Below are 24,743 nucleotides of genomic sequence, written 5' to 3' on the forward strand. Positions count from 1 at the left end.
GTTATTTACTCCCCTGAGAGGCCAGCCAGTTGCGCCAGCCACCGAATTCGGTAATTTCCAGCGCCTGTGACAGCACCGCCGGTTCGCAGATAAAGCCTTTCACTACCCGACCATCAGCCAGCGTCAGTGAGCCAATGCCGAGCGGTGCCGGGATTTCCACCACGAACTCGCCAAAGCGCGCCAGCGGGATATCCCACAGTTCCACGGTGATGGCGGCCCCGCTGCTGTCTCGCAGCAGGCCCGGTTTTTTGATCGGCCCATCAAGCAGGGCAAACAGGCGATAGTGGTTGGCCGTTTGCGTCTCTTCCACCAGCACGGCGTTGCGGGTGATGAGCTGGAAGTTGAGCGGCATACCAGTGAGGTGCGCCCCAACCACCGCCACGCGCACATGATCGGTAGAAACCGGTAATGCGCCAGGTGGGATCGGCGGAGCTTTGCCGGTGGCCCCTAACGTCAGCGCCATCTGATGCTGCCAGCGCAGGCCAAAACCGGCCAACGCGCGATCCTGCCAGGCCGGTGCGATCACGGTGATCCCGGCAGGCAGGCCGTCGTTGCGGAATGGGCCAGGCAGCGCCAGTGCGCTGAGATCGGCGAGATTGGTGAAGTTGGTGTAGGTGCCGAAGTGTGAGTTGTAATGCACCGGTTCCTGCTTCATCTCTTCCAGCGTGTGGATAGTGGGAGAAGTCGGCACCACAACGGCATCAAACTGCGCCAGCGTGTGTTGGATTTGGCGTGTTAACTCAGCACGCAGGTATTCGGCCTGATAAGCCTCGACGGCGGTGTATTTCAGGCCGCTGCTGACGATGCCATACACCACGGGGTCCATCTCTTCCGGGCGGTTGATCATTTCGCCGACCGCCACGGTGCGTTCTGCCACCCAGGGGCCGTAATAGAGTTGTTCGGCAAGCTGATGGAACGGAGTGAAATCAATCGGGTGCAGCACGGCACCGCCCACTTGCAGCTGCTCTAGCGCCGCCAGCCAGGCAGCTTCGGCCTGCTTATCCCCAAAGAATTCTGGTGAGGCCGGGATAGCGAAATCTGGCTGCGCCTTAAAGCTGGCTGGCGCAGTGTGCGGGTTGCTGCGCGAGTAGGCATCACCCGCGTCGTAGCCGCCTGCGGCAGTCGCCACGACAAAGGCATCTTCAACTGTTAAAGCAAACACCGAGATGGTGTCATTCAGGCGACAGGCAGGCACCACACCGCTGGCCGAGAACCAGCCTTTGGTCGGCTTTAATCCAACGATGTTGTTAAAGCCTGCCGGTACGCGACCGGAACCGGCGGTATCGGTGCCGAGAGAGAAGCCAACCAGGCCGCGCGCCAGCACCGAGGCGGAGCCCGAACTGGAACCGCCGCTGACATAGTCAGGATCAAAGGTGTTGCTCACTGCGCCAAACGGAGAACGCGTGCCCACCAAGCCCGTTGCATATTGGTCGAGGTTGGTTTTCCCTATCACCACCGCACCCGCCGCTTTTAACTGCGCCACCACAAAAGCATCAACTTCGGCGGTGTAGGTGAAAGCCGGACAAGCCGCACTGGTGGGCCAGCCCGCAACGTCAATATTGTCTTTTACCGCAAACGGCACCCCAAACAGCGGCAGTGCTGAAGGGTTACGCAGGTAACTCGCCAGCAGGGGCTCAATCTGTGCCTGTAACTGCGCCGGTGTGGCGAGATAGAGCCAGGCATTGTCTTGCGCGTCTATAGCGTCAAGGTGGGCGGCCAGCACATTACCGATCGCTTCAGGTTGATGTTGATACAGCAGTTGCCAGTCTTTCAGGGTCAAACCAAAGGTAGAGGCCATAATGAATTCCAACTGGTATACAAGATGGGATTTGTATTGCAATTGGCTTGCCAGTTTTTTAACCGATTGAATTGTATTGTTTTTATATTTACTCAGTAAGGATTGAACGCATTATCGCCAGAGGGTGGTGCAACCGTTGCACCAAAAATAAGCTGAAGGGATCGCTTTAAAGCGGTAATAACCTTGGGCGGAATACGAGTGACGTTACAGCAGAATGGTGGTGACCCAATTCCACTGCAATTGATGAGATGATCTAATAAACCCTAGTTAATTACCCCGTCTAATCAAATAAATTACTTCGCGTTATGCTTTTTCCACACGACAGCTTAAGGATAACGTGATGCAAACCGTAAAACTGAACAACGGTGTTGAAATGCCCCTGCTGGGCTTTGGTGTATTTCAGATGTCTGATGCCGCTGAATGCGAGCGCGCCGTGACAGATGCCATCGATACCGGATACCGCCTGATTGATACCGCCGCGTCATATCAGAACGAAACCCAGGTCGGGAAGGCTCTGCAACAGGCGGATATTGCACGCAGTGAGCTTTTTGTTACCACCAAACTTTGGTTGCAAGATACAAATTACGCGGGCGCTAAAGCCCAGTTCGAACGCTCCCTGAATCGGCTGCAACTTGACTACGTTGACCTGTATCTGATTCACCAGCCTTACGGCGATGTGCATGGAGCCTGGCGCGCCATGGAAGAACTGCAGCAGGCAGGCAAAATTCGCGCTATTGGCGTCAGTAACTTCCATCCAGACCGACTGGCCGACCTTATGGCCTTCAACAAGGTTATTCCTGCGGTAAACCAGATTGAAGTTAACCCCTTCAACCAGCAGTTGCACGCCGCTCCGTGGATGCAAAGCCGTGGTATTCAGCCGGAAGCCTGGGCACCGTTTGCTGAAGGCAGAAATGGTCTGTTTCAGCATCCGGTGTTAACCGCGATAGGTCAAAAGTACGGCAAAAGTGTGGGCCAGGTGGTACTACGCTGGGTTTTCCAGCGGGGCATCATTTCACTCGCTAAATCGGTGCGGAAACAACGTATGGAAGAGAATATCAACATTCTCGATTTTGCACTCAGTGCGGAAGACATGCGGCAAATTGCCGCCCTCGACACCGCAACCAGCGCCTTTTTCTCTCACCGCGATCCGGCAATGGTCGAATGGCTGACTGGCCGCAAACTTGATGTTTAACTCGCAATAAAAACGGGGTTTATTCAATGCAAAAACGTTATCTGGGGAAATCCGGACTCGAAGTATCCGCTATTGGACTCGGCTGCATGGGCTTAAGCCACGGTTATGGCCCAGCGACCGAGACCCGTCAGGCTATCGAACTCATTCGCGCAGCGGTTGAACGTGGGGTCACATTCTTCGATACCGCTGAAGTGTACGGCCCCTTCCTTAATGAGGAGGTTGTCGGGGAAGCTTTAAAGCCGTTTCGTGACCGTGTGGTTATTGCTACCAAGTTTGGATTTACCTTTGGCGATGACAACAAGCAGCAGATACTAAACAGCCGTCCAGAGCATATTCGCGAAGCGGTGGAAGGATCATTACGCCGTCTTAAGACAGATGTCATTGATCTGCTGTATCAACACCGCGTCGACCCGGATGTCCCGATTGAAGATGTCGCGGGGACCGTGAAAGACCTGATAGCGGAAGGCAAAGTTAAGCATTTCGGTCTGTCCGAAGCAGGCGCACAAACTATTCGTCGTGCGCATACTGTACAACCCGTTACTGTACTGCAAAGCGAATACTCCATGTGGTGGCGAGAACCTGAGCAGGAGATCCTGCCGTTGCTTGAAGAGCTGGGCATTGGTTTCGTTCCCTTTAGCCCATTAGGTAAAGGCTTCCTGACGGGATCAATTAGACCAGGCACAACGTTTAGTAAGGATGATTACCGCAGCACTGTGCCACGCTTCGCCGAACAGGCGATTGAAGCTAATGAAAAACTGGTTTCCTTGTTGGGTGAGCTGGCTACAGAGAAGGGTGTAACATCTGCGCAAATCGCTCTGGCATGGCTGTTGGCACAAAAGCCGTGGATTGCTCCCATCCCTGGGACCACGAAGCTTCACCGGCTGGAAGAGAACCTGGGGGCTGCTGACATCATCCTGTCGCGGGATGACTTACAGCAGTTAACTCAGGCGCTTGAAACGATTAAAATCGTCGGCGAACGTTATTCTCCTGAGCACCAGGCTCGCGTGGGGCGTTAATAACCGGACGGGTCCACCACAAATGGCGGCCCCGTTACTCCCGGTAACGTAGAGCATCAATCATCAGCGCAAAAGCGGGCGGATGCTGCTTACGGCTCGGGTAGTAAAGATAATAACCGGGGAAAGGCGGACACCAGTCTTGTAGAACCTGAATAAGCTCTCCTGACTTGATATAACCCTGCACTCTGTCTTCAGGTATACAGGCGAGGCCAAAACCGGATAACGCCGCATCGATCCTTTCCGCCTGCAGATTAAACGTCACCTGCCCTTCCACTCTGACCCGTAAAGGCTTCCCTTCCTTCTCAAACTCCCAGTGGTAAAGTCCACCAGCAGTCGGCAGGCGCATATTGATACACCGATGGTTTTGTAGCTCGTGCGGTGTTTCGGGTACGGGGTTAGCGGCAAAGTAGGATGGCGCTCCCACCACTATCATGCGCATTTCCGGTCCAATCCTCACCGCAATCATATCCTTTTCCACACTTTCGCCCAGACGGATCCCGGCATCAAAACGCCCCTCAACAATATCAACAAAACCGTTATCAACCACCAGCTCGAGATTAATTTCCGGATATTGCCGGAGGAAGGGTTTTAACTTCGGCCATACCAGACTGCGCGCGGCATGTTCCCCGACCGATAAACGGATATTGCCGGAGGCACTCCCGTCCAGTTGAAGTAGTGATTCCAACTCCTGCTCAAGATCGGCAATACGAGGTTCAAGACAGGCAATAATTCTCTCCCCCGCTTCTGTAGGCGCAACGCTGCGGGTTGTACGGGTCAGAAGTCGGATATTTAGCCTTTCCTCCAGTGCCTTTATCGCATGGCTGAGTGCAGACTGCGAAACGCCCAGTTTGCCCGCTGCTTTGGTAAAACTTCGTTCCCTTGCAACTACCAGAAAGATTTGCAGTTCGTTGAAGTTTTCTTTGAGCATCGACAATTTCCTTGTGGAGACGTTCCCTCCAATGCACATTCATGAATGGGTGTCTGTTAGGTTTAAATTTTACGGACTTGCCTCAACTGCGCAATAGTTGAATGTGTGCGCTAAAGCGACAGGACAAAAAACAGGCGGAAACAGGATATTTTCCGATTGCCAAACGAGGCACTACAGTTAATTGATGGTATCTCCAATGGCATCGATTTATGCGCACCTCGTTAAGGACACATCTGCACGCCCGCCTCTGGCTTATCCTGGCGATTATGGCTGGAATGCTCTGTTTCCTGCTGCTGCCGGACAAACTGGGCTATTTGCAAAGGTTGCTGATTGGCTGGAACGTTCTGGCGTGGTTGTATCTGGTTTCGCAGTGGTTTCGCATGCTCCATGCCAAAACCGGGCATATTGAACATATCGCCAGAGTACAGGATGAAAGCGCGTCGTTGGTGTTGAGTGTGATTATTCTGGCCTGCCTGGTCAGCGTGCTGGCGATATTACTTGAGCTTTCATCGCTGAAATCATTAACGGGTACGCCGCGCGTGCTGCATATTATCCTGACGGCTACCACGTTAATCGTTTCGTGGACGCTGCTGCCAAGCTCTTTTGCCATCCATTACGCGCACCATCATTACCTGCACCGCAGTGAAAATGTGGTGCCGCTGCGCTTCCCGGAGAACCCGCAAGATCCCAATTACTGGGACTTTCTCTATTACGCTTTCACCATTGCGGTGGCTTCCCAAACCGCTGATGTGGCAACAGGCACTCGTGACATACGCAGAATCACCCTGCTGCAATCGGTGGTCTCTTTTGTCTTTAATCTTGCGATCCTTGGGCTGTCCGTCAATGTGGCGGCCAGTTTGCTCAGTTAACCGGCCAGCCCGTTTTAAAGGATTACTGGCGGCGGCCCTTATTAATGGAAGCGGACCAGCTAAAGTCAGAGACTTCACTCGCCGCCAGTGAGGCAGGCTTTTTCTTACGTACCGGCTTGTTCTTTTTCTCTGCGGCCGCTTTCTCTTTTGCCAGCTTCACCGCCATGATCTGTTGCCTTGCTTCGGCACTCAACTCTTTACGTTTCTTATCGTCAGGCTCCTTGCCACTGCGTTGACGGAATTTCTCCACCAGCCCGTTGAGCGTCTCTTCAACGACCAGGCGTTCATCGGGGGTGAACTGATCGATGGAAATCATTTTCTTGTCGTTCATTACGTTTTCACTCCAGGGGGATCCACCGCCACAGTGTAGCGCAGTTACTGCAAAAACCGTGCGGTAAAACCCAATGCAGCTCAATGAATATCCTTTGCGCTTATTCATCTTAATAAGACAGGACGGTCGCAGCTAAAGTATCTGCCTTGATTCCCGACATCACATTCAGCATGTATAACCGATACCTTGAAATTAACCGTCGTCGCAAACGCTTTAGTGGCACGGATATCCGCCAGGCCACGACCCTGAGTGATTTACAGCATCTGGCGCAGAAACAGCTTCCCAATTTCGTTTATGAATATATTGCCGGGGGCGCAGATGACGAGATCACTTTGCGTCACAATCTCGACGTATTCAGCCAGCAGCGCTTCGCTCCCTATACGTTACGTGATGTCTCCCATCCCGATACACGGATAACGCTGTTCGGCAAGCAGACGGAATTGCCGCTGGCGATCGCCCCTACAGGCCTGGCCGGGCTGTTCTGGCCCGATGGCGATGTGCGTCTCGCTGAAGGCGCTGCGCTGGCTGGCGTGCCTATGACGCAAAGCACGGTGTCGATGTCATCCATTGCCGATGTCGCCGCAGTACCGGGATTGCGCCACTGGTTCCAGCTCTATTGCTACGGCACGCCAGACATTTACTCCCGGCTGATTGAACGAGCGCGAGAAAGTGGCAGTGAAACGCTGGTGGTGACCACGGATTTACCGGTTACCGGCAACCGCAGCTGGGATCGCAAAAATTACAGCTCGCCAAAAAACCTCTCTCTCAGAAGCAAACTGGATATGCTGCTGCACCCCACATGGGGAGTGCGCATGCTGCGTAATCGCAAGCGTCCCAATTTTATTAATCTGCTGGAGTTCCTCGAACCGGGTAAACAAACCCTCCAGGATGTGGCGCAGTGGATCAATCAGCATAAAAACCCAGGCTTAAGCTGGAAAGATATTGAGTACATCCGCACCCTCTGGCCGGGAAAACTGGTGGTGAAAGGCATTTTGCGCCCGGAAGATGCACTTATCGCACGTGATAAAGGCGTGGATGGCATTGTGGTCACCAATCATGGCGGGAGACAGCTTGATCAGGTGGTTTCACCTTTGGAGGTTCTACCGGCAATCCGCCAGGCGGTGCAGCAAGATCTGACGATCTTTATTGATAGCGGCATTCGACGCGGCAGCGACATAGCAATCGCCCTCGCGCTGGGTGCCGATGCTGTCCTGTCCGGGCGAGCAACGCTGTACGGCTTGTCGGCAGACGGTACTGCTGGCGTGACGCAGGCGCTTTCCATACTACGCCGTGAACTGGAAACCACTCTTGCACTCAACGGGCTGAATAACGTGAGTGAACTCAGCCCGGATATTTTAGTGCCGCTGCGTTAAGTCCTGAGATCGTCATCTATCTTTCACCCAGCCAGTGAGGTCAGCAACTATGCTTCAGGTATCCGTGTTTTTCGGGGAGATGACCGATGCCTGCTGCGCTTAGTCCATCTGAAAAGGCGTTACTGCCGCTGATTGAGCAGTGGATCAACCAGCATCGCCCACAGTTTATTGCCGATCTCGCCGGTTGGATTGCTCATGCCAGCATCAGCCGCGCCGATTTGTCCCGACCTGGTGCCCCGTTCGGCCCGGCATGTGCCGCACTGTTGCAGGACGTCTTAGCTCAGGCACAAACGGCTGGCTTTCGCACTGAAAACCACCAGGGCTATGCCGGAACCGTGGTTTACGGCCAACAGCAGTACGAGATTGGATTGATCGCCCATCTGGATGTGGTGCCCGCAGGCGATAACTGGACATTTCCGCCGTTCCAGCTCACGCAACACGGAGATTTCCTCACGGGACGCGGTGTTGGCGATAATAAAGGCCCGGCCCTGATGAACCTGTATCTGCTGCGGTTACTGCGTGACCTTAACGTCCCGCTGCATCATAACCTGCGGTTGATTTATGGCGTGGCTGAAGAGACCAACATGGCTGACCTTATCTGGTATCAGCAGCACGCGGCGATACCCGAGTATTCACTGGTCACCGATGGCTTTTTTCCGGTGAATCATGCGCAAAAAGGACAGCTGACCTTCACCCTGCGGCTGGAAGATGCCGGCGAACTGGCTGCCATACGCGCAGGCAGCGCCAGTAATTCAATTCCCGCCAACGCGGAGTTGATCGTTGACGAAGAAAGGATAAATAAACTCGTCGCTCAGCAAAAAAACAGACACCAATACGTGACATTGTCACATAATATTGTACGAGCCCAGGGGAGTGGCGGGCATGCCGCATGGCCCGAGGGTTCCACCAACGCCGCACTACGACTGCTGAGCGCCCCACTGTTGCTGGATTATTTACCCGTGCGGGAACAGCAGTTGGCACAGCAGCTCGTCAGCCTGTTTGCCTCCCCCCACGGGGCCGGTTTTAATCTCCGTCTGGAAGACGAGGCTTCAGGTAAACTGACGCTTAACGCCGGATTATGGCAAGGCGATGGTTCAGAGACGTTACGCATCACCTGCGATGTTCGTTACCCTGTCACCTGGCGAGGTGAAGAGATTATCGCGCTGATACAAACGCAGATTGCAGGCTCTGAACTGGCGCTGGAAGATCAATGGGAGGATAGCGCACCGTTTTATCTGCCCGCGACCCATCCGGTTATTTCACTGTTGCAAGAGAGCTGGAATGCGCTCAGCGGACGTGATGATCCCAGCTATGCCATGGGCGGTTTGACCTACTCGAAAGTTTTCCCCCGCGCGATAACCTTTGGCCCCGGTTATCAACCAACCGCTGAAAACACCCCTGACTTTCTCCCGCCGGGCCACGGTTTCCCCCATGCGGCAGATGAAACCCTGCATCTGCCCTCGCTGTTGCAGGCTTTACCTCACTATGTGATTGCATTAATTCGGCTGGATGCATGGTTACACCATCACCGGCAAAAATAAGGCAGATTTCATGGCGAAAGTATGATGAAGTGATGAGCATATGGATAAAGACGCTCTCCACGGACTCAGGTAAACATAATGACAATGCTACTACCCCTGGCCTATTTACTGCTGGGTTGGCTCTGCGGTAAAACCCACTGGAATGTAAAAACTCCCGCCTCCTGGCTGTTAACGCGTTTTATTATTCCGTTGGTCATTATCTACAATCTCTCCACCCATTTCAGGAGCATGGCAGGCATTATTGTCGTCACCGCGCTGGCGATGGTATTGATGCTGATGCTGGCCCGCTGGCTTTGGGGTGATGCAGTGAAAGCGATGTGCTTTGCCTATCTCAATATTGGCTGGCTGGGCCTGCCGATTGCCAGCGCCCTGTTTGGCAATGATGCCGCAGCGATTATTATTGCCGCCTATGTTGGCAGCTCTTTAGTCGGTAATTCGCTGGGTGCCAGCATGCTTGCCAGTGATGCTTTTAGCCTGAAAAAAATCGTCCAGACGCCGCCCGTCATTGCACTGGCTATCGGTATTCTTCTGATTCCTGTTGGCCCTTGGATAACCCAATACGTTGACGGCATTTATCAGCTCGCCAAATTTCTGATGAGTTTCCTCGGTATGGCGGTGCTGGGTATCTGGCTGGCAAAAACGCCCTTGAACCGAGGCAATATCGGCGTGGAACTGAAAGCCTTTCTGCAACGTGCCGCTACCGTGTTTGTTCTTGTTTCACTGCTTTATGTCTGCGCCCGCATCGGTCATTTCGCGCTGATAACCGATAACGCCGCCGTGCTCTATTTATTCTGTCTGCTGCCGCCTGCCGCCAATATCATCGTGCTGGAAACCCACTACCTCGGCACCGGGCGCTCTGCCAGTATGATCACTTGCGGTACCTGCATTAGCCTGGTGGCGATTGCGCTTTACTCGCTGGCGATTATTGGCGCCCGGCTGCTGGCGGCCTAAGCTTGATCTTGCATTAACTCAGCAGAATTATTTGTTTTCCGCTCAGGCGTAAAGCCGTTTTACTGCCTGCAATCCTGCGCAGAACAACGGTGCGGGCAACTGATGTGGAGATTCATGCATGGCATTCAACTGGGAAAATCCCTATCCCTCCGTACGTACCCCGTTATTCGCACGTAATGTGGTTGCGACTTCTCACCCTCTGGCGGCCCAGGCGGGGACTCGCGCTCTGCTCAGTGGCGGCAACGCCGTCGATGCCGCGATCGCCGCAGCCGCAACGCTTACGGTGGTTGAACCCGTCTCAAACGGGCTGGGGAGCGATGCTTTTGCTATGGTCTGGGATGGCAAGCAGCTGCATGGTCTTAACAGTTCTGGTCCCGCCCCAGCCAGTTGGTCGCTGGAAGGATTTGCACAACGTTACGGCAGAGATGGCCAGGCCCTGGCAAAATTGCCGCAGCGCGGTTGGGACACCGTCACCGTTCCCGGTGCGGTGGCAGCCTGGGGTGCGCTGCATCATCGCTTTGGCCGGTTGCCGTTTTCCCGGCTAATGGAAACTGCCTGTGAAATCGCTGAACGCGGAGTCACCATCGCCCCACGGGTGGCGCAAAAGTGGCAGGCCGCCGCCCCACTGCTGGCGGATCAACCCGGTTATGCGGACACATTTCTCCCTGATGGGCGCGCACCGCGTACCGGCGAGAAGTTTGTGATGCCGGGTGCTGCCAGAACACTGCGGCTTCTGGCCGATCGTGGCTACCGCGATTTTTATCAAGGAGAAGCAGCGGAAGCGATAGTCAGTTGGGCAAGAAAAACCGGGGGACAGATAACGCTGGAAGATCTGGCGGGTTATCAGCCGGAGTGGGTGAATCCGATCGGTCAGCGCTATCGCGGTTATGACCTGTTTGAGCTACCGCCAAACGGCCAGGGGATTGCAGCCCTGATGGCGCTAGGGATTCTGGAGCACTTTGATCTCAGGAGTCTGCCGCTGGATGGTGCGGCCTCACAGCATCTGCAAATCGAAGCGATGAAACTCGCTTTTGCCGACTTATATCGCTACGTCGCCGATCCACGCAGTATGGCCATCACACCCGAGCAAATGCTGGAACCTGACTATCTGGCCCGACGAGCAAGGCAAATTAATTTACATCAGGCTGCACGGCCCCAACCGGGTATGCCTGCCAGCGGCGGAACCGTCTACCTCACCACCGCGGATGAAAGTGGCATGATGGTCTCTTTTATCCAGTCAAATTTCATGGGATTCGGCTCCGGTGTCGTGGTGCCGGAATACGGTATCAGCTTACAGAATCGCGGTGCGGGCTTCTCAAACGATCCTAAATCCGCAAATGCTTTAGCCGCCGGGAAGCGCCCCTTCCACACCATTATCCCCGGTTTTTTGTTTAAGGACGGACAGCCACAAATGAGCTTCGGGGTGATGGGCGGAGACATGCAACCACAGGGTCATGTGCAAACCCTGGTGCGAATGCTGGATTATCAACAGCAACCACAGGCCGCCTGCGATGCCCCTCGCTGGAAGGTTAATCGGGATTTCACTCTCGATCTGGAACAGGGGTTTGACCCTGCGGTGGGAGACGCCTTGCGTCAACAAGGACATGAATTAAAGTCAGTCTATGACAGTTACATGGACTTTGGTTCAGGGCAGTTTATCTGGCGATTGTCACAGGACCCTGAGCGTGGCTATGTTGCGGCCAGTGACAGCCGACGTGACGGGCAGGCCGTAGGATTTTAACGTCGTCCCTGCCATCAGGCAGGGACGTGGAAAACACTTAGAGGAACGCCCACAGTAGCCAGGTCAGGGCAAAACCGGTAATGCCCATGATCGTGGTCAGTACGGTCCAGGTTTTCAGGCCATCGGCCACAGACAGGCCGAGGTAACGGGTCACTACCCAGAAACCAGCATCGTTTACATGTGACAGACCGAGGCCACCAAAACAGGCCGCCAGCGTCACCAGCACGCGCTCCATATCGTTGACACCGCTCACCGCTGAGGTTAACAGCCCGCTGGTGGTGAGAATGGCCACCGTTGCAGACCCCTGTGAAGCACGCAGCGCCAGAGAGAGGATAAATGCAGCGGGTACCAGAGGCAGGTGCAGCGTTTCCAACGTGACGGCCAGCGCTTTACCCACGCCAGACTCCACCAGCACCTTACCGAAGGCACCGCCCGCACCCGCAACCAGAATCACACTGGCGGAACCTGGGATCGCACGACCCGTCAGATCTTCCAGTTTGTCTTTGCTCCAGCCACGGCGCACGCCCAACAGCCATGCTGCCAGCGCCAGCGCAATCAGCAGAGCAATCGGTGGTGTGCCAATGACGGTCATCACTTTACGCAGTACAGAGTCTTCGGCTAACACCGAGTGAGAAACCGTTCCCAGCACAATCAACAGAATCGGGATAACGATCAGGCCAGCAATCGTCAGCGCACCCGGTGGTTTAGGCTGATCTTTCTCCACCACACCTTCTGGTTTCGCCAGTTGCAGGTTCTCCAGCACTTCCACCGAGAGTTGATAATTACGACGGTTCATTCCTTTAGCGACGTAGTAACCCACAGCACCCACGGGAATCGATACCGCAATGCCCAACAGCATCAGCCAGCCCATATCGGTATGTAAGATCCCGGCGGCCGCGGCAGCCCCTGGGTGCGTCGGCAATGCCACGTGAACCGTCAGCATCACGCCCGCCATTGGCAGACCGAACTTGATCGGCGAGACGCGTGCCACTTTGGCGAAACCGTAAATCAGTGGGATCACGATGATAAAGCCCACTTCAAAGAACACCGGAATGCCAAGAATAAATGCCGCCATCGTCAGCGCCGCAATGGTGCGCTTAATGCCCAGCGACTTGCTGAAACGCTGCGCCAGTGATTCCGCGCCGCCGGAGGCTTCGATCACTGCGCCCAGCATCGCCCCCAGCACGATAATAATCGCGATATGGCCAAGTAAATTACCCATGCCACTCATGATCACTTCCATGATCTTATCAGTCGGAATGCCAGTGGCGAGGGCCACTAACAAACTCACAATTAACAACGAAACAAACGGATGGACTTTTGCTTTAATGACCAACAACAGCAGGATAAATATGCTGGCGGTCGCGATGGTTAATAGCAACGCGGTGGACATGGTAAACCTCGGGTATCGTTATCGTTTTATAATCAATCGGGTACAGAGCGCCCTGGTGTAGGCAGAGGTTACAAACAGACCGGTGCGTTAACACCGGTATCAGCACACTTTTCGGTCAGGCTTTTTTTGCCCACGGCTGGAACCAGCCGAGCCCCTCAAGCGTGGTGGTGCGTGGGATGTATTCGCAGCCGATCCAGCCGCTGTAGCCCACTTCATCCAGCAGCTTAAACAGCCATGGATAATTGATTTCGCCCTCATCAGGCTCGTGACGGTCCGGCGCGGAGGCAATCTGGATGTGGCGATAACGACCGGCGTTATCGCGGATCAAACGGCTGAGGTTGCCATCCACCAGTTGGGCGTGGAACAGATCCAGCTGCGTGAACACATTCGGTCGGTCGATACGCGCGGCAATATCCAGCGTCTGATACTGGCTGGCATAGAGATAACCCGGTTTGGTTTTCGGATTCAGCGCTTCAAGCAGCAGTGCAATACCATGCGGTGCAAAGCGTTCTGCCGCATAGTGCATGTTGCTGATAAAGGTCTCTACGTAGGCCTCACGCGAAGCCTCCTCGGGGACCACAGAAGCCATCACGTGAACTTGCGGTACGCCTAATACCAGCGCATATTCCAGGGCGCGATCGATATCCGCTCTGGCATCAGCTTCACGTCCAGGCGTCGCCGCCAGCCCCCACTCTCCAGCGGCAACATTGCCCGGTGCCGTGTTAAACAGCACCAGCTTCAGCTGATTGTCATCCAGCAGCTGTTTTAACTGCGTAGCGGGATAGTCATACGGAAACAGAAATTCGACCGCGGTGAAACCCGCTGCGGCTGCGGCGGCAAAACGTTCAAGAAACGGCACTTCCGTGAACATCATGGATAAATTGGCTGCAAACTTTGGCATCAGTAATTCCTTAATTCCGCAACTTCTTCAGGGGTGAGATAACGAATCGCGCGGTCACCCAGGGTGAACATCAGTCGCGCCGTCTCCTCCAGCTCTTCCGTATTGTTGGCCGCTTCACGCAGGGATTTACCCACGACCACCGGACCATGATTCGCTAACAAGAAGGCGCTGTAGCGGCTGGCCAACTGCGCCAGATCCTGCGCCAGTCGGTCATCACCTGGCTTGTAGTAAGGCACCACAGGCACATCGCCTACGCGCATCACCACGTAAGGGGTAAACGGACGAATGCAGTTTTCAGTGTCCAGCCCTTCCAGGCAGGAGAGCGCCGTCAGATAGTGGCTGTGCAGATGCACCACCGCTTTGCATTCTGGATTGTTCAGATACAGCGCACGGTGAAAGGCGATCTCTTTCGAGGGTTTATCGCCGGAAATCCATTCGCCCTGTAGTGTCACTTTGGACAGGCGATCGGCTTCCAGCTCACCAAGACAAGACCCGGTTGGCGTCGCTAACAGATTGCCATCTTCCAGCAACAGCGACAGATTTCCTGCCGAGCCGGTGGCATAGCCGCGATCAAAAAATGAGGCACCGAGCTTCACCATTTCCAGACGAGCTTGTTGTTCGGTCACTGTGAAAACTCCGTTTGTGCGCGGCGGAAGAATTGCTCATCGCCAAAATTGCCCGATTTCAATGCCAGCGACAGCGGCTGGTGAATATCACGCACCCAGGGAACCCCAGGAGAGATGGTCGGGCCGATGTGGAAAGCGGTGACGCCCAGACTCTGCGCCACCACCCCAGAGGTTTCTCCCCCGGCGACGATAAAGCGCTGCCAGCCTCTTGCCTGCAACTCGCGGGTCACTGCAGCAAATAACTGTTCAACTGCATGACTACTACGCTCGGCTCCGTATTGCTGCTGGATCAGCTGCAATTGCTGGGCATCTGCGGTAGCGAACAACAACGGGGCCAACGATTGGTCGCTGTTGGCAACCACCCAGTCACACAGTTCCTGAGCATACGCGGAGGCATTCTCCAGGCAGCGCACCACATCCACTTCATGAGCGGGTGCCTGTTGACGATAGGCATTAACCTGTTTGTTGGTCATCTGGGAGCAAGACCCAGAGATGACCACGGCGCGGGCACCCTGTGGACGGCCAGCATTCTCAGCAGCCCGGCTATTGCTGCCAGGTTGCGCCCATTGACGCGCCAGACCAATCGCCAGACCCGATCCTCCCGTAACCAGGCGCATATCACGCAGGGCTTCCCCCTGAACCAACAGGTGCTGTTCGTTCAGCGTATCCAGCGCGACATAGTTAATCCCCTGCGCTTTCAACTCGGCAAGCCTGGTGCGGACGGCTTCCACGCCTTGATCCAGGATCGGAGCCGCGATCAATCCGGCTTTACCCTGTGACTGACGCTCCATCAATCGCAGCAAGTTGCTGTCGGTCATTGGCGTCACGGGGTGGTGACGCATACCCGAATCAGACAGCAGCTGTTCACCGACAAACAGATGACCGAGATAAACAGTACGGCCATTCACCGGCAACGCCGGACAGATCACCGTTTGCGTCTCGCCCAGCTCCGCTAATAACGCATCGGTTACCGGGCCAATGTTGCCTTTTTCAGTGCTGTCGAAAGTAGAGCAGTATTTGAAGTAAAAACGGTCACAGCCTTGTGCCTGCAACCAACGTAAGGCTGCCAGCGACTGCTCCACCGCTTCATTGACCGGATTAGAACGCGACTTCAGGCTAATGACGATAGCTTCCGCCGTCAGGGTGTCATGCTGCTGCGGCACACCGTTGAACTGGATGGTGGATAGCCCGTTTTGCACCAGGAAGCTGGCGATGTCGGTCGCGCCGGTAAAGTCGTCGGCAATGACTCCTAAGCGTGTCATGCTGACTCCTTGCCTTGTGGCAAAGTAATCCCGCTGAAAATCTTAATCACAGCGCTGTCATCTTCACGGCCGTGGCCGGCATTGCTGGCCTCGGTAAACATGTTGAGTGCGGTAGACGCCAGTGGCAGCGGGAAATGCAGCGATTTCGCCGTTTCCGCGACCAGGTTCAGGTCTTTCACAAAGATATCAACCGCTGATTTCGGGCTGTAATCGCCATCAACCACATGACGCATACGGTTCTCAAACATCCATGAGTTACCTGCGGCGTTTGTGACCACGTCATACATAGTGTCCAGCGGAATGCCAGCACGCGCGGCGAGGGCCATCGCTTCGGCACCCACGGCAATATGCACGCCTGCCAGCAGTTGGTGAATAATTTTTACCGTGGAGCCAAGGCCAATGTCGCTTCCTACGCGATAAACTTTTGCCGCCACCGCATCCAACACCGGCTGAAGGCGTTCAAAGGCCGCATCACTACCGGAAGCCATCACTGTCATATCGCCGGTTGCTGCTTTTGCCGCACCACCAGAAACCGGGGCATCCAGCATCAGCAGCTGATGCTGTGCCAGCTGCTGTTCAATCTGCTGCGCATCCTGAGCGGAAATGGTGGAAGAAACCATCACGACCGTGCCTGGCTTTAATTTCGCTGCTAACCCGTTGTCACCAAACAGGATGCCTTTTACCTGAGCGGCGTTAACCACCAGCAGCAGCACCGCATCCAACTGATCAACGAAGCTGTCTGCTGAGGTTTGCGCATCACGCGCGCCAGCCTGACGCAGTGCTTCCAGCGCTACCGGGTTCAGGTCTACACCCCAGGTGTTTAAACCTGCGCGAATACAAGAGGTTGCAGCCCCCATTCCCATAGAACCTAAACCGATAACACAGACATTTGAGAGTGGCACTGTCGGCCTCCGCTGTTAAATTAAGTGATTATTTGTTCGATACTGTTAATCCTGCCAGCTTATCCGCAGCCGAAATGTGCCAGGTATCACAGTTTTCACACAAAAGAACACACATAACAAAAATTCACATTTCACGTCACCGCCTGTCTCACCGGGCATTTCGGCCGATTTCATCTCTGACAAGGCCCTTTTTTCTGTACGCGTATGCGCAAGATTGTTTTACAATGTGAAAAATTGATAACGCGCGCAGAGGCATACGTGATTCCAGTCGAACGACATCAACAGATATTAGCCATGGTGGCAGAGCGTGGTGTAGTGAGCTTTGCTGAACTCACCGATCGCCTCGGCGTCTCGCATATGACCATCAGACGCGATGTACAAAAACTGGAGGAGCAAGGTTCATTGCTTTCGGTATCGGGAGGCGTACGTTCTGCCGACCGGCTAGCCAGCGAGCCTTCACATCTGGCAAAGACGTCGCTGTATAACGCGGAGAAAGATGCGATTGGTCGTTACGCGGCGCAATATATCCCGCTCAACAGTTGCATCTATATTGATGCCGGGACTACCACGCTGGCGCTGGCCCGCGAGTTGCTGGAGCGTGAGGATGTATTGGTGGTGACCAATGACTTTATGGTGGTCAATCTACTGATGGAGCAGAGTCGCTGCCGTGTGATCCACACTGGCGGCACGGTGTGCCGTGAAAACCGTTCTTGCGTAGGAGAGAGCACCGCGCGCAGCTTACGTAACCTGGCCATCGATATCGCCTTTATCTCCGCCTCCTGCTGGGGTCCACGCGGGCTGTTTACGCCCGATGAAGATAAAGTGACGGTCAAACAGACCGTCTGTGAGGTCAGCAGCAAGCGGGTCTTACTGAGCGACAGTTCGAAATACAACAAGATTGCGACCTATCTGGCGCTACCGCTAAACAGCTTTGACACCATCGTGACGGACAGCGGTCTGAGTGGCGCAGCGCAGACCGCCTTAAGCAAAGGCAAATGGGAACTGGTGCTAGCGGAGTAGCCCGCCACCGGGTTAACGTCCCTTCTTCTTACGGCCAGGTTGGGTGAAACGCTTACGATTGCCTGCGTTTGCAGCCGGTTTATCTGCCTGAGCCGGGCTTTTTACCGCCGGTTTCTTCGCTGGCGCACTTTTGGCTGGGGTCTTCTTTTTCGGCTTATCTTCAGAGGTGGAGCTTTCCAGCAGTTTGAACAGATCGATAAGCTCATCGTCGGTCAAATCACGCCATTCGCCCAACGGGATCCCTTTCAGGCTGACGTTCATGATGCGCGTACGTTCCAGCCTGGTCACTTCATAGCCGAAATGCTTGGTCATACGACGGATCTGACGGTTCAGTCCCTGTACCAGGGTGATGCGGAAAACAAAGGTCGACTCCATCTTGACCTTACATTTTTTCGTCACTGTCCCGAGCATAGGAACGCCTGCGCCCATCCCCAGAATAAATTCCTGCGTGATCGGCTTATCGACCGTGACCACGTACTCTTTTTCATGGTTATTACCGGCCCGCAGGATCTTATTCACCAGATCGCCATGGTTAGTCAGGAAAATCAGCCCTTGCGAATCTTTATCCAGACGGCCAATCGGGAACACGCGTTTGCTGTGATTCACGAAGTCACTGATATTATCGCGTTCGCCCTCTTCCATGGTGGTGATGATACCCACCGGCTTGTTCAGAGCAATCAGGACCAGATCTTCTTCATCGCGCGGTTCAATCAGCTGACCGTTAACTTTTACCTCATCCCCAGCGAACACCTGCGCGCCGACCGTCGCACGTTTACCGTTAATAAATACGTTGCCTTGTTCGATGTAGCGATCGGCATCGCGACGTGAGCAGATACCGCTCTCACTGATATATTTGTTCAGGCGTATGGATGAGTTAGTCAGCATGATTCCTCCGAAAAAAAACGGACTATACAGCAATATTATGTGGCGAAAACGCTTTTTTAACGTCGCAGACACGACATCACGCCAATAAAACCGTACCGGTCGTAATTATTGACTGGCGGGCGAAAATAACTATTATCCCCCCGCCCAACTTCAGGCGTGAAGCAATCGATTGCATTTCTGCACTTGGCTCCGCCGGGCATTTTTCCTGTCTGTTAAGACAGGCTTTTAACACCAAGCAAGACTGGAATGAAAATGAAAAAATTTAACGTCGCATTGACGTTGCTGGCAGGGGTGATTTCTCAAGCGTGTTTACTGGGTCAGGCTCAGGCGGCGACTTTCTCTTCTTCTGCAGCTTGCAACGCCGATTCAGTCGATTCACTGACTGAAATGTTCAGCTGCGGCTCGGTACATGGCAGCCTGCGTTCTCTTTACTACTCCACGCACAATGCCTACTTCTCACATGGCGTGAGCCAGGACACCATCAGCTACGGTGGCAGCGTCAAATACTCTACCGCTAAATATGAAGGATTTAGCCTTGGTGTGAGTGGCATCTTCCAGCGCGGTATCGCCCATAACCAGGATCACCTGGTCAGCGAACTGGCTGATAATGAGACCGGTGTAGGCGAAGCTTACCTGAGCTGGCACTATCAGAATTTCCGCATTACCGCTGGCGATCAACATCTTAACCTGCCTTTCGTCGGTGATTATGACTGGCGTATCACCCCGAGCCTGTTCCGTGGTGTAGATGCCAACTACGGTGACGCAGAGAACTTCCTGCACGCCACCAAAGTCACACGCTATAAACCATGGGGTGACGATCAGTTCCTGCGCACAACCGCCTATGGCGATGAAAGAACCAATGGCATGTGGGCATTGGGTGCAGGTCGTGCGGTGCAATTGGATAATAAAAAGCTGACCGGACAGCTGTGGTCTGAAACCTATACCGACTATACCCGCATTGGTTATGCTGACAGCTTCCTGTCATGGACCGATAACGCTGCGCAACCTAAAATCGGTGTGCAGTTCATTCGCGGTGTGAGTGATGGCAAAGCCCTGGCCGGTGAAGTCAACAGCACCAGCTACGGCGCGCAGTTCAGCATGAACCTGTCGCCTGCCGTCCAGTGGTCACTGAACTATGACCATATCGCAGCAAACAGCAATGCCTACGGCAATGGCGCGTTGGTTACCCCTTATGCGCACAATATTTCTTCAGGTCCGTACTTTGCTCAGCCATTCTTCACCAGCACCCAGGACCTGGGCAGCGGCAACGCCTACTCCACTAACCTGAACTGGACCACCAGCGAAACCCTCTCTCTGGGTGCGCAGTACTCGTTCATGGATCTGACTGCCAGCGCAGGCGCAAGCAGCAGCAATCAGTCAGAGTATCTGGTGTACGGGACGTACAGCTTTGATGGCGTGTTGAAAGGGTTGAGCCTGACCGATCAGTTTGGCGTGCAGACCGTGTCGACGTCGGATAGCAGCTTCTGGCAGAACCGTGTGACCTTGCAATACAACTTCTGATAAAAAACGCGCCCCATCGGGGCGCGTTATCACACTCAGTGGCTACGAACCGCCGCGCGATCCTGCTGCCCTTGTTTCTTGCGATGTACCACCCGACTCAACGCCACCACAATCAACGTTAACAGCCCGGTAGCCAGCACCTCAACCCGGTGTACGGGATTAAACAGCATGATCCCTAACACGCCGATAATAAAGGCAATTGTGACCCACGTCAGGCCAGGGAACAGCCACATACGGAACGCCATCTTTTCACCCGCCGCTTCGCGTTTCTTACGCAGTACCAGGTGAGAAATGGCAATCACCAGATACACCAGCAGTGCAATTGCCCCTGAGCTGGCCAGTAAGAAATTGAAGACTGCGTCCGGCGCAAGGTAGTTAGCGATGACGGCAAGGAACGCCGCTGCTGTAGAGAGCAGAACGGCAACCCACGGGGTACCACTACGACTGGTACGTGCGGCCGCAGCAGGCGCATCTTCACGTTTCGCCAGTGAGTAAAGCATACGCGATGACGTGTAAAGGGCCGAGTTCAGGCAACTGCACACCGCCGTTAACACCACCAGGTCAACAATCTGACGCGCATATGGGATGTTCATCAGCTGCAGCGCGGTTTGATATGAACCGACTTTGATCAGTGAAGGCGAATTCCACGGTACTAATGACACGACGAGGAAAATCGACAGCAGGTAGAACAGCGCAATACGCCAAATCACCGAGTTGGTCGCTTTAATAATCTGTGCACCCGGATTTTTTGACTCTGCTGCTGCGATAGTGACAATTTCGGTCCCCATAAACGAGAACATAGTAGTGAGAATAGCTGCCACTACAGCGCCAATACCGTTCGGCATAAAGCCTTGGGTATCAAACAAATGCGAAACGCCGCTGGTTGAACTGCCCGGAATAAAGCCAAATACGGCCAACCCTGCAGTACAAATAAAGGCCACGATGGCCACGACTTTGACGATGGCCAGCCAGAACTCGAATTCACCGTAGTTCTTCACGCTGAATAAATTACTGATAGTTAAAAACAGGGTAATGAGTAAAGTGAACTGCCAGATTGCCACTTGCGGGATCCAGGCATGAAGAATGGTGCCAGCGGCATTCGCCTCAAGTGGAATCACCAATACCCAGAACCACCAGTAAAGCCAACCTATCGTAAAACCTGCCCAACGCCCCAGAGACTTCTCTGCGTAGGTGGAGAAAGAACCGGAATCCGGTGAGGCCACGGCCATCTCAGCCAGCATACGCATAATCAGCACGACCAGCGCACCCGCTGCGATGTAGGCGAGGAGTACCGCAGGCCCGGCTTCCGCAATCGCATGCCCGGAACCCACAAAGAGTCCGGCCCCAATAACACCGCCGATTGAAAGCATACGTACATGGCGTGGTTTCAGGCTCTGGGCCAGCGCATCACGCTCTTTATGTGTTGTCATCTGTTTTCCTTGTCATCAATGCTTAGCCGGTACTGCTGGCCACCTGGTCTTCACAGAAGAGGAGGAATTGGCCCGCACCATGCGGGCCGGGGTGTTATGCAGAAACAGTGCCAACCTGTGGATTTGCCACGCAGGTTTCCATGACCTGAGCCAGAATTTCCAGCGCCTGATCAAACTGTGCCTGAGGAATGGTGAGCGGATAGAGGAAACGAATCACGTTTCCTTTTGGCCCGCAGGTCAGCAGCAGTAGCCCCTGCTCCATCGCCTCTTGCTGAATGGCGGTGGCGAGCGCGGCTTCGGTGAACTCCACTGCAATCATTGAGCCCAGTGCACGTACATCAGTGATGGCTGCGTACTTTTCACTGGCATGGTGCAGAAAACCAGTGAGTTGCTCCCCTAATTGCACCGCACGCTGGCATAACTGCTCTTCGTCGATCACATCCAACACCGCGTGAGCGGCAGCAATCGCCAATGGGTTACCGGCGTAGGTGCCACCCAAACCACCAGGGCCTGGCGCATCCATCACCTCAGCACGTCCAGCTACTGCTGAAAGCGGCATTCCCCCCGCCAGGCTTTTTGCCATGGTGATCAGGTCAACTTTTACCGGGTAGTGTTCCATAGCAAACAGTTTGCCTGTACGAGCAAAACCACTTTGCACTTCATCAGCAATCAACAGAATGCCGTGCTGATCGGCCAGCGCACGCAGACGATTAAAGAACTCAACCGGTGCAACATGGAAGCCACCTTCCCCCTGAACCGGCTCAAGCACAATCGCGGCCACATCTTGCGGGGCGATATCCTGGGTAAAGAGGTCCTGTAAGCTGTTGAGCGCATCATCAATGCTGATACCTTGCAGCGCATTCGGATAACGGGCATGCCACACAGAGGCCGGCATCGGACCAAAATCGCGTTTATAAGGTGCGACTTTGCCGGTCATCGCCATCGTCATGAACGTACGGCCATGGAAAGCGTTGCCGAAGGTAATGATGCCGTGGCGACGCGTGGCGGCACGGGCAATTTTCACAGCATTTTCTACCGCTTCTGCACCCGTGGAGAAAAAGGCGGTTTTGGCCGTTCCGGCCACCGGTACGCGGGCATTGATGCGTTCAGCCAATGCCACATAGCTCTCGTAGGGAGTGACCTGGAACGCCGTGTGGGTAAATTTTGCGAGCTGTTCTGCAACTGCTTTTTCGATGCGTGGATGGCGATGCCCGGTATTTAATACGGCAATCCCACCGGCAAAATCAGTCCATTGACGCCCTTCGATATCCCACAGCGTTGCATTTTCAGCACGTTCCACATACCACTGGCAAAGATTGCCAGTGCCGCGTGGTAATGCTGCATTTTTACGTTGTTGTAGCTGCGCGTTTTTTCCGTTCATACCCTTTCCTCAGTCAGATGCGTCTTTACAAATCACAGTAAACACGGTTATTTAGCCGTGGGGCCAGGTGACTTGCCAGAGCCAATTCAGTACAGAAGGATGGAGCCAATTGCGTACTCTCTACGCCGATCATGTTTTAGAACGTTTACAGTTTTTAACCGAAGGATCGCTGCAACAGCGCCTGCTGACCTGCATGCAATCCGCGATTATCGAAGGGATTTTTCCGCGCAGCAGCAGGCTTCCTGCTTCGCGTGAACTGGCACGTGAATTAAAAGTTTCGCGCAATACCGTGATTAACGTTTATGAAAATTTAATGGCGCAAGGCTATGTGATTGCACGTACCGGTAGCGGAACCTGGATCGCCGAAGCGCTGCCAGAGGGGTGCTTACAAAGCCCATTAGCCCCTCAAGATACGCAAACGTTACCCAGCAAGCAGGCGACGATTTCGCGCCGCGGTGCAACGTTACTGGGCCATGCCACAGCCTCACCCTACCAATGGGGCGCGTTTGTTCCCGGAGCGCCGGATGTGGCTGCGTTTCCTCACAAGTTGTTTAGTCAGATTCAGGCGCGATTAAGCCGTGAACCGGATGTCCATCGCCTGATTTACAGCAGCGGTGGTGGTTGCCCTGACCTGCGCCATGCCCTGGCGGGTTATTTACGTGTTGCGCGCTCGGTACGCGCTGATGCCGAACAAATCATCATCACTGAAGGCATACATCAGGCGGTGGACCTGATTTCACGGGTATTAAGCGATCAGGGAGATACTGCCTGGATTGAAGAGCCGGGATATTGGGGAACCCGTAACCTGTTGCGCATCAACGGGTTGAAAATTCGTGCCGTTCCGGTGGATGAGCAAGGCTTAATCGCTGATTTACCACCCCGGACAAAAGCGCCAAAACTGATATTTGTGACACCGTCACATCAATATCCTCTCGGTGTCCACCTGAGCCTTGAAAGGCGGCAGCAGTTGCTGGCCCTGGCGCGTCGCCATAACAGCCTGGTAGTGGAAGATGATTATGACAGTGAGTTCCGTTTTTCCGGTCACCCTCACCCTTCACTGCAAGGCCTGGAACCCGATGCGCCGGTGATTTACATGGGAACCTTCAGTAAGACGCTCTACCCCGCGCTGCGCATTGGTTACATGGTGGTCCCCAGGAATCTGGTCGAACCGATGCGGATTGCAGCGGCTGAGCTCTATCGCGGTGGGCATCTGTTAATACAACGCGCGCTGGCCGAGTTTATCCAGGCTGGGCACTTTAGTGAGCATATTCGCCGTATGCGACTGCTGTACAGCCAGCGGAGACGCTTTCTGTACGGATTGATTGAACGCTATCTGGGACCCGAATTTTTGCCGGTGGTTAACCATGATGCCGGGTTGCATCTGGTGATGAACCTGCCTGACGGCTGCGATGATGTGGCTATTGCCGCATCGGCACTGCGGCGGGGGGTTAAAGTCCGTGCACTGTCGCAATACTACATGCTGCCACAGTCAAGACGCGGCCTGCTTATGGGTTATGCCTGTGTCGATGAGCGTCAGTGCCAGGACGCCTTTGGTATTCTCAAAGCCTGCCTGGCGGATGCGGGTATCCGTCCACGCAATACTTCCGTTTTTGCACGCTAGATTCAGCATTCACGCCAAACTTGACGCCACACCCTGATGAAACAGGAAAGCCGAAAATCAA

21 protein-coding genes are annotated in these 24,743 nt (G+C 54.4%); 10 read left to right on the top strand and 11 right to left on the bottom strand.

The window, feature by feature from the left end; translation table 11 throughout:
- Position 1 precedes the first annotated feature (1 nt).
- Positions 2–1,798: an allophanate hydrolase gene (gene atzF / locus B880_RS0119270; RefSeq protein ID WP_017349095.1), complete on the bottom strand. Its 1,797-nt coding sequence runs from the start codon at positions 1,796–1,798 to the stop codon at positions 2–4.
- 340 nt (positions 1,799–2,138) lie between these two features.
- Here atzF and B880_RS0119275 point away from each other — a divergent pair, with 340 nt between their 5' ends.
- Together B880_RS0119275 and B880_RS0119280 are read left to right on the top strand one after the other, a co-directional pair.
- Positions 2,139–2,990 carry an aldo/keto reductase gene (locus tag B880_RS0119275; protein ID WP_017349096.1) on the top strand — a complete coding sequence of 284 codons (852 nt, stop codon included), beginning with the start codon at positions 2,139–2,141 and terminating at the stop codon, positions 2,988–2,990.
- A 26-nt stretch (positions 2,991–3,016) separates the two neighbouring features.
- On the top strand, positions 3,017–4,006 hold the full coding sequence (locus tag B880_RS0119280) for an aldo/keto reductase (RefSeq protein ID WP_017349097.1): 990 nt from the start codon (positions 3,017–3,019) through the stop codon (positions 4,004–4,006).
- Between the two features lie 34 nt (positions 4,007–4,040).
- Here B880_RS0119280 and B880_RS0119285 read toward each other — a convergent pair whose 3' ends face one another.
- The gene (locus tag B880_RS0119285; protein ID WP_017349098.1) at positions 4,041–4,934 is read right to left on the bottom strand and encodes a LysR family transcriptional regulator; all 894 of its coding nucleotides are present in this window, start codon (positions 4,932–4,934) and stop codon (positions 4,041–4,043) included.
- Positions 4,935–5,143: 209 nt separating this feature from the next.
- Here B880_RS0119285 and B880_RS0119290 point away from each other — a divergent pair, with 209 nt between their 5' ends.
- Complete coding sequence (locus tag B880_RS0119290; RefSeq protein ID WP_017349099.1) at positions 5,144–5,803, top strand: DUF1345 domain-containing protein; 660 nt, start codon at positions 5,144–5,146, stop codon at positions 5,801–5,803.
- A 22-nt stretch (positions 5,804–5,825) separates the two neighbouring features.
- Here B880_RS0119290 and B880_RS0119295 read toward each other — a convergent pair whose 3' ends face one another.
- Positions 5,826–6,134 carry a hypothetical protein gene (locus B880_RS0119295; protein ID WP_017349100.1) on the bottom strand — a complete coding sequence of 103 codons (309 nt, stop codon included), beginning with the start codon at positions 6,132–6,134 and terminating at the stop codon, positions 5,826–5,828.
- A gap of 170 nt (positions 6,135–6,304) precedes the next feature.
- Here B880_RS0119295 and B880_RS0119300 point away from each other — a divergent pair, with 170 nt between their 5' ends.
- From B880_RS0119300 to B880_RS0119315, 4 genes are all read left to right on the top strand, one after another.
- Positions 6,305–7,507, top strand: coding sequence for an alpha-hydroxy acid oxidase (locus B880_RS0119300; protein ID WP_017349101.1), 1,203 nt, complete (start codon positions 6,305–6,307; stop codon positions 7,505–7,507).
- Positions 7,508–7,593: 86 nt separating this feature from the next.
- Positions 7,594–9,048: a Sapep family Mn(2+)-dependent dipeptidase gene (locus tag B880_RS0119305; protein WP_017349102.1), complete on the top strand. Its 1,455-nt coding sequence runs from the start codon at positions 7,594–7,596 to the stop codon at positions 9,046–9,048.
- Between the two features lie 78 nt (positions 9,049–9,126).
- Positions 9,127–9,999 (top strand): AEC family transporter, encoded by an 873-nt coding sequence (locus B880_RS0119310; RefSeq protein ID WP_017349103.1) that lies wholly within the window; start codon positions 9,127–9,129, stop codon positions 9,997–9,999.
- A 118-nt stretch (positions 10,000–10,117) separates the two neighbouring features.
- Positions 10,118–11,740 (top strand): gamma-glutamyltransferase family protein, encoded by a 1,623-nt coding sequence (locus tag B880_RS0119315; protein WP_017349104.1) that lies wholly within the window; start codon positions 10,118–10,120, stop codon positions 11,738–11,740.
- A 37-nt stretch (positions 11,741–11,777) separates the two neighbouring features.
- On the opposite strand, the gene B880_RS0119320 is transcribed toward B880_RS0119315, so the two are convergent.
- From B880_RS0119320 to ltnD, 5 genes are all read right to left on the bottom strand, one after another.
- Positions 11,778–13,133: a GntP family transporter gene (locus tag B880_RS0119320; RefSeq protein ID WP_017349105.1), complete on the bottom strand. Its 1,356-nt coding sequence runs from the start codon at positions 13,131–13,133 to the stop codon at positions 11,778–11,780.
- Between the two features lie 115 nt (positions 13,134–13,248).
- Complete coding sequence (locus B880_RS0119325) at positions 13,249–14,034, bottom strand: HPr family phosphocarrier protein (RefSeq protein WP_017349106.1); 786 nt, start codon at positions 14,032–14,034, stop codon at positions 13,249–13,251.
- Positions 14,034–14,660: a 3-oxo-tetronate 4-phosphate decarboxylase gene (otnC, locus tag B880_RS0119330; RefSeq protein ID WP_017349107.1), complete on the bottom strand. Its 627-nt coding sequence runs from the start codon at positions 14,658–14,660 to the stop codon at positions 14,034–14,036. Before otnC ends, B880_RS0119325 begins: the two co-directional genes overlap by 1 nt.
- A complete protein-coding gene (gene otnK / locus B880_RS0119335; RefSeq protein WP_017349108.1) occupies positions 14,657–15,922 on the bottom strand; it encodes a 3-oxo-tetronate kinase in 1,266 nt (421 codons plus the stop codon). Before otnK ends, otnC begins: the two co-directional genes overlap by 4 nt.
- Entirely contained in the window at positions 15,919–16,824 is a 906-nt protein-coding gene (gene ltnD, locus B880_RS0119340; protein ID WP_026042779.1) for an L-threonate dehydrogenase, read from the bottom strand. The genes otnK and ltnD overlap by 4 nt, the downstream gene beginning before the upstream one ends.
- Positions 16,825–17,082: 258 nt before the next feature.
- Here ltnD and ygbI point away from each other — a divergent pair, with 258 nt between their 5' ends.
- Positions 17,083–17,844, top strand: a complete 762-nt coding sequence (gene ygbI, locus B880_RS0119345) for a DNA-binding transcriptional repressor YgbI (RefSeq protein WP_026042780.1) — start codon at positions 17,083–17,085, stop codon at positions 17,842–17,844.
- 12 nt (positions 17,845–17,856) lie between these two features.
- Here the strand turns inward: ygbI and rluF are convergent, their stop codons facing one another.
- Positions 17,857–18,729, bottom strand: a complete 873-nt coding sequence (rluF, locus tag B880_RS0119350; protein ID WP_017349111.1) for a 23S rRNA pseudouridine(2604) synthase RluF — start codon at positions 18,727–18,729, stop codon at positions 17,857–17,859.
- Between the two features lie 252 nt (positions 18,730–18,981).
- Here rluF and B880_RS0119355 point away from each other — a divergent pair, with 252 nt between their 5' ends.
- Entirely contained in the window at positions 18,982–20,250 is a 1,269-nt protein-coding gene (locus B880_RS0119355) for an OprD family outer membrane porin (RefSeq protein ID WP_017349112.1), read from the top strand.
- Positions 20,251–20,285: 35 nt separating this feature from the next.
- Here the strand turns inward: B880_RS0119355 and gabP are convergent, their stop codons facing one another.
- Together gabP and gabT are read right to left on the bottom strand one after the other, a co-directional pair.
- On the bottom strand, positions 20,286–21,680 hold the full coding sequence (gabP, locus tag B880_RS0119360; protein ID WP_017349113.1) for a GABA permease: 1,395 nt from the start codon (positions 21,678–21,680) through the stop codon (positions 20,286–20,288).
- Between the two features lie 94 nt (positions 21,681–21,774).
- Positions 21,775–23,061 carry a 4-aminobutyrate--2-oxoglutarate transaminase gene (gabT, locus tag B880_RS0119365; protein ID WP_017349114.1) on the bottom strand — a complete coding sequence of 429 codons (1,287 nt, stop codon included), beginning with the start codon at positions 23,059–23,061 and terminating at the stop codon, positions 21,775–21,777.
- A gap of 109 nt (positions 23,062–23,170) precedes the next feature.
- On the opposite strand from gabT, the gene pdxR reads away from it, so the two are divergent.
- Positions 23,171–24,682 carry a MocR-like pyridoxine biosynthesis transcription factor PdxR gene (gene pdxR, locus B880_RS0119370; protein WP_017349115.1) on the top strand — a complete coding sequence of 504 codons (1,512 nt, stop codon included), beginning with the start codon at positions 23,171–23,173 and terminating at the stop codon, positions 24,680–24,682.
- Positions 24,683–24,743: the final 61 nt, after the last annotated feature.

This window comes from Pantoea sp. A4 (assembly GCF_000295955.2).
Taxonomy (GTDB): domain Bacteria; phylum Pseudomonadota; class Gammaproteobacteria; order Enterobacterales; family Enterobacteriaceae; genus Pantoea; species Pantoea multigeneris.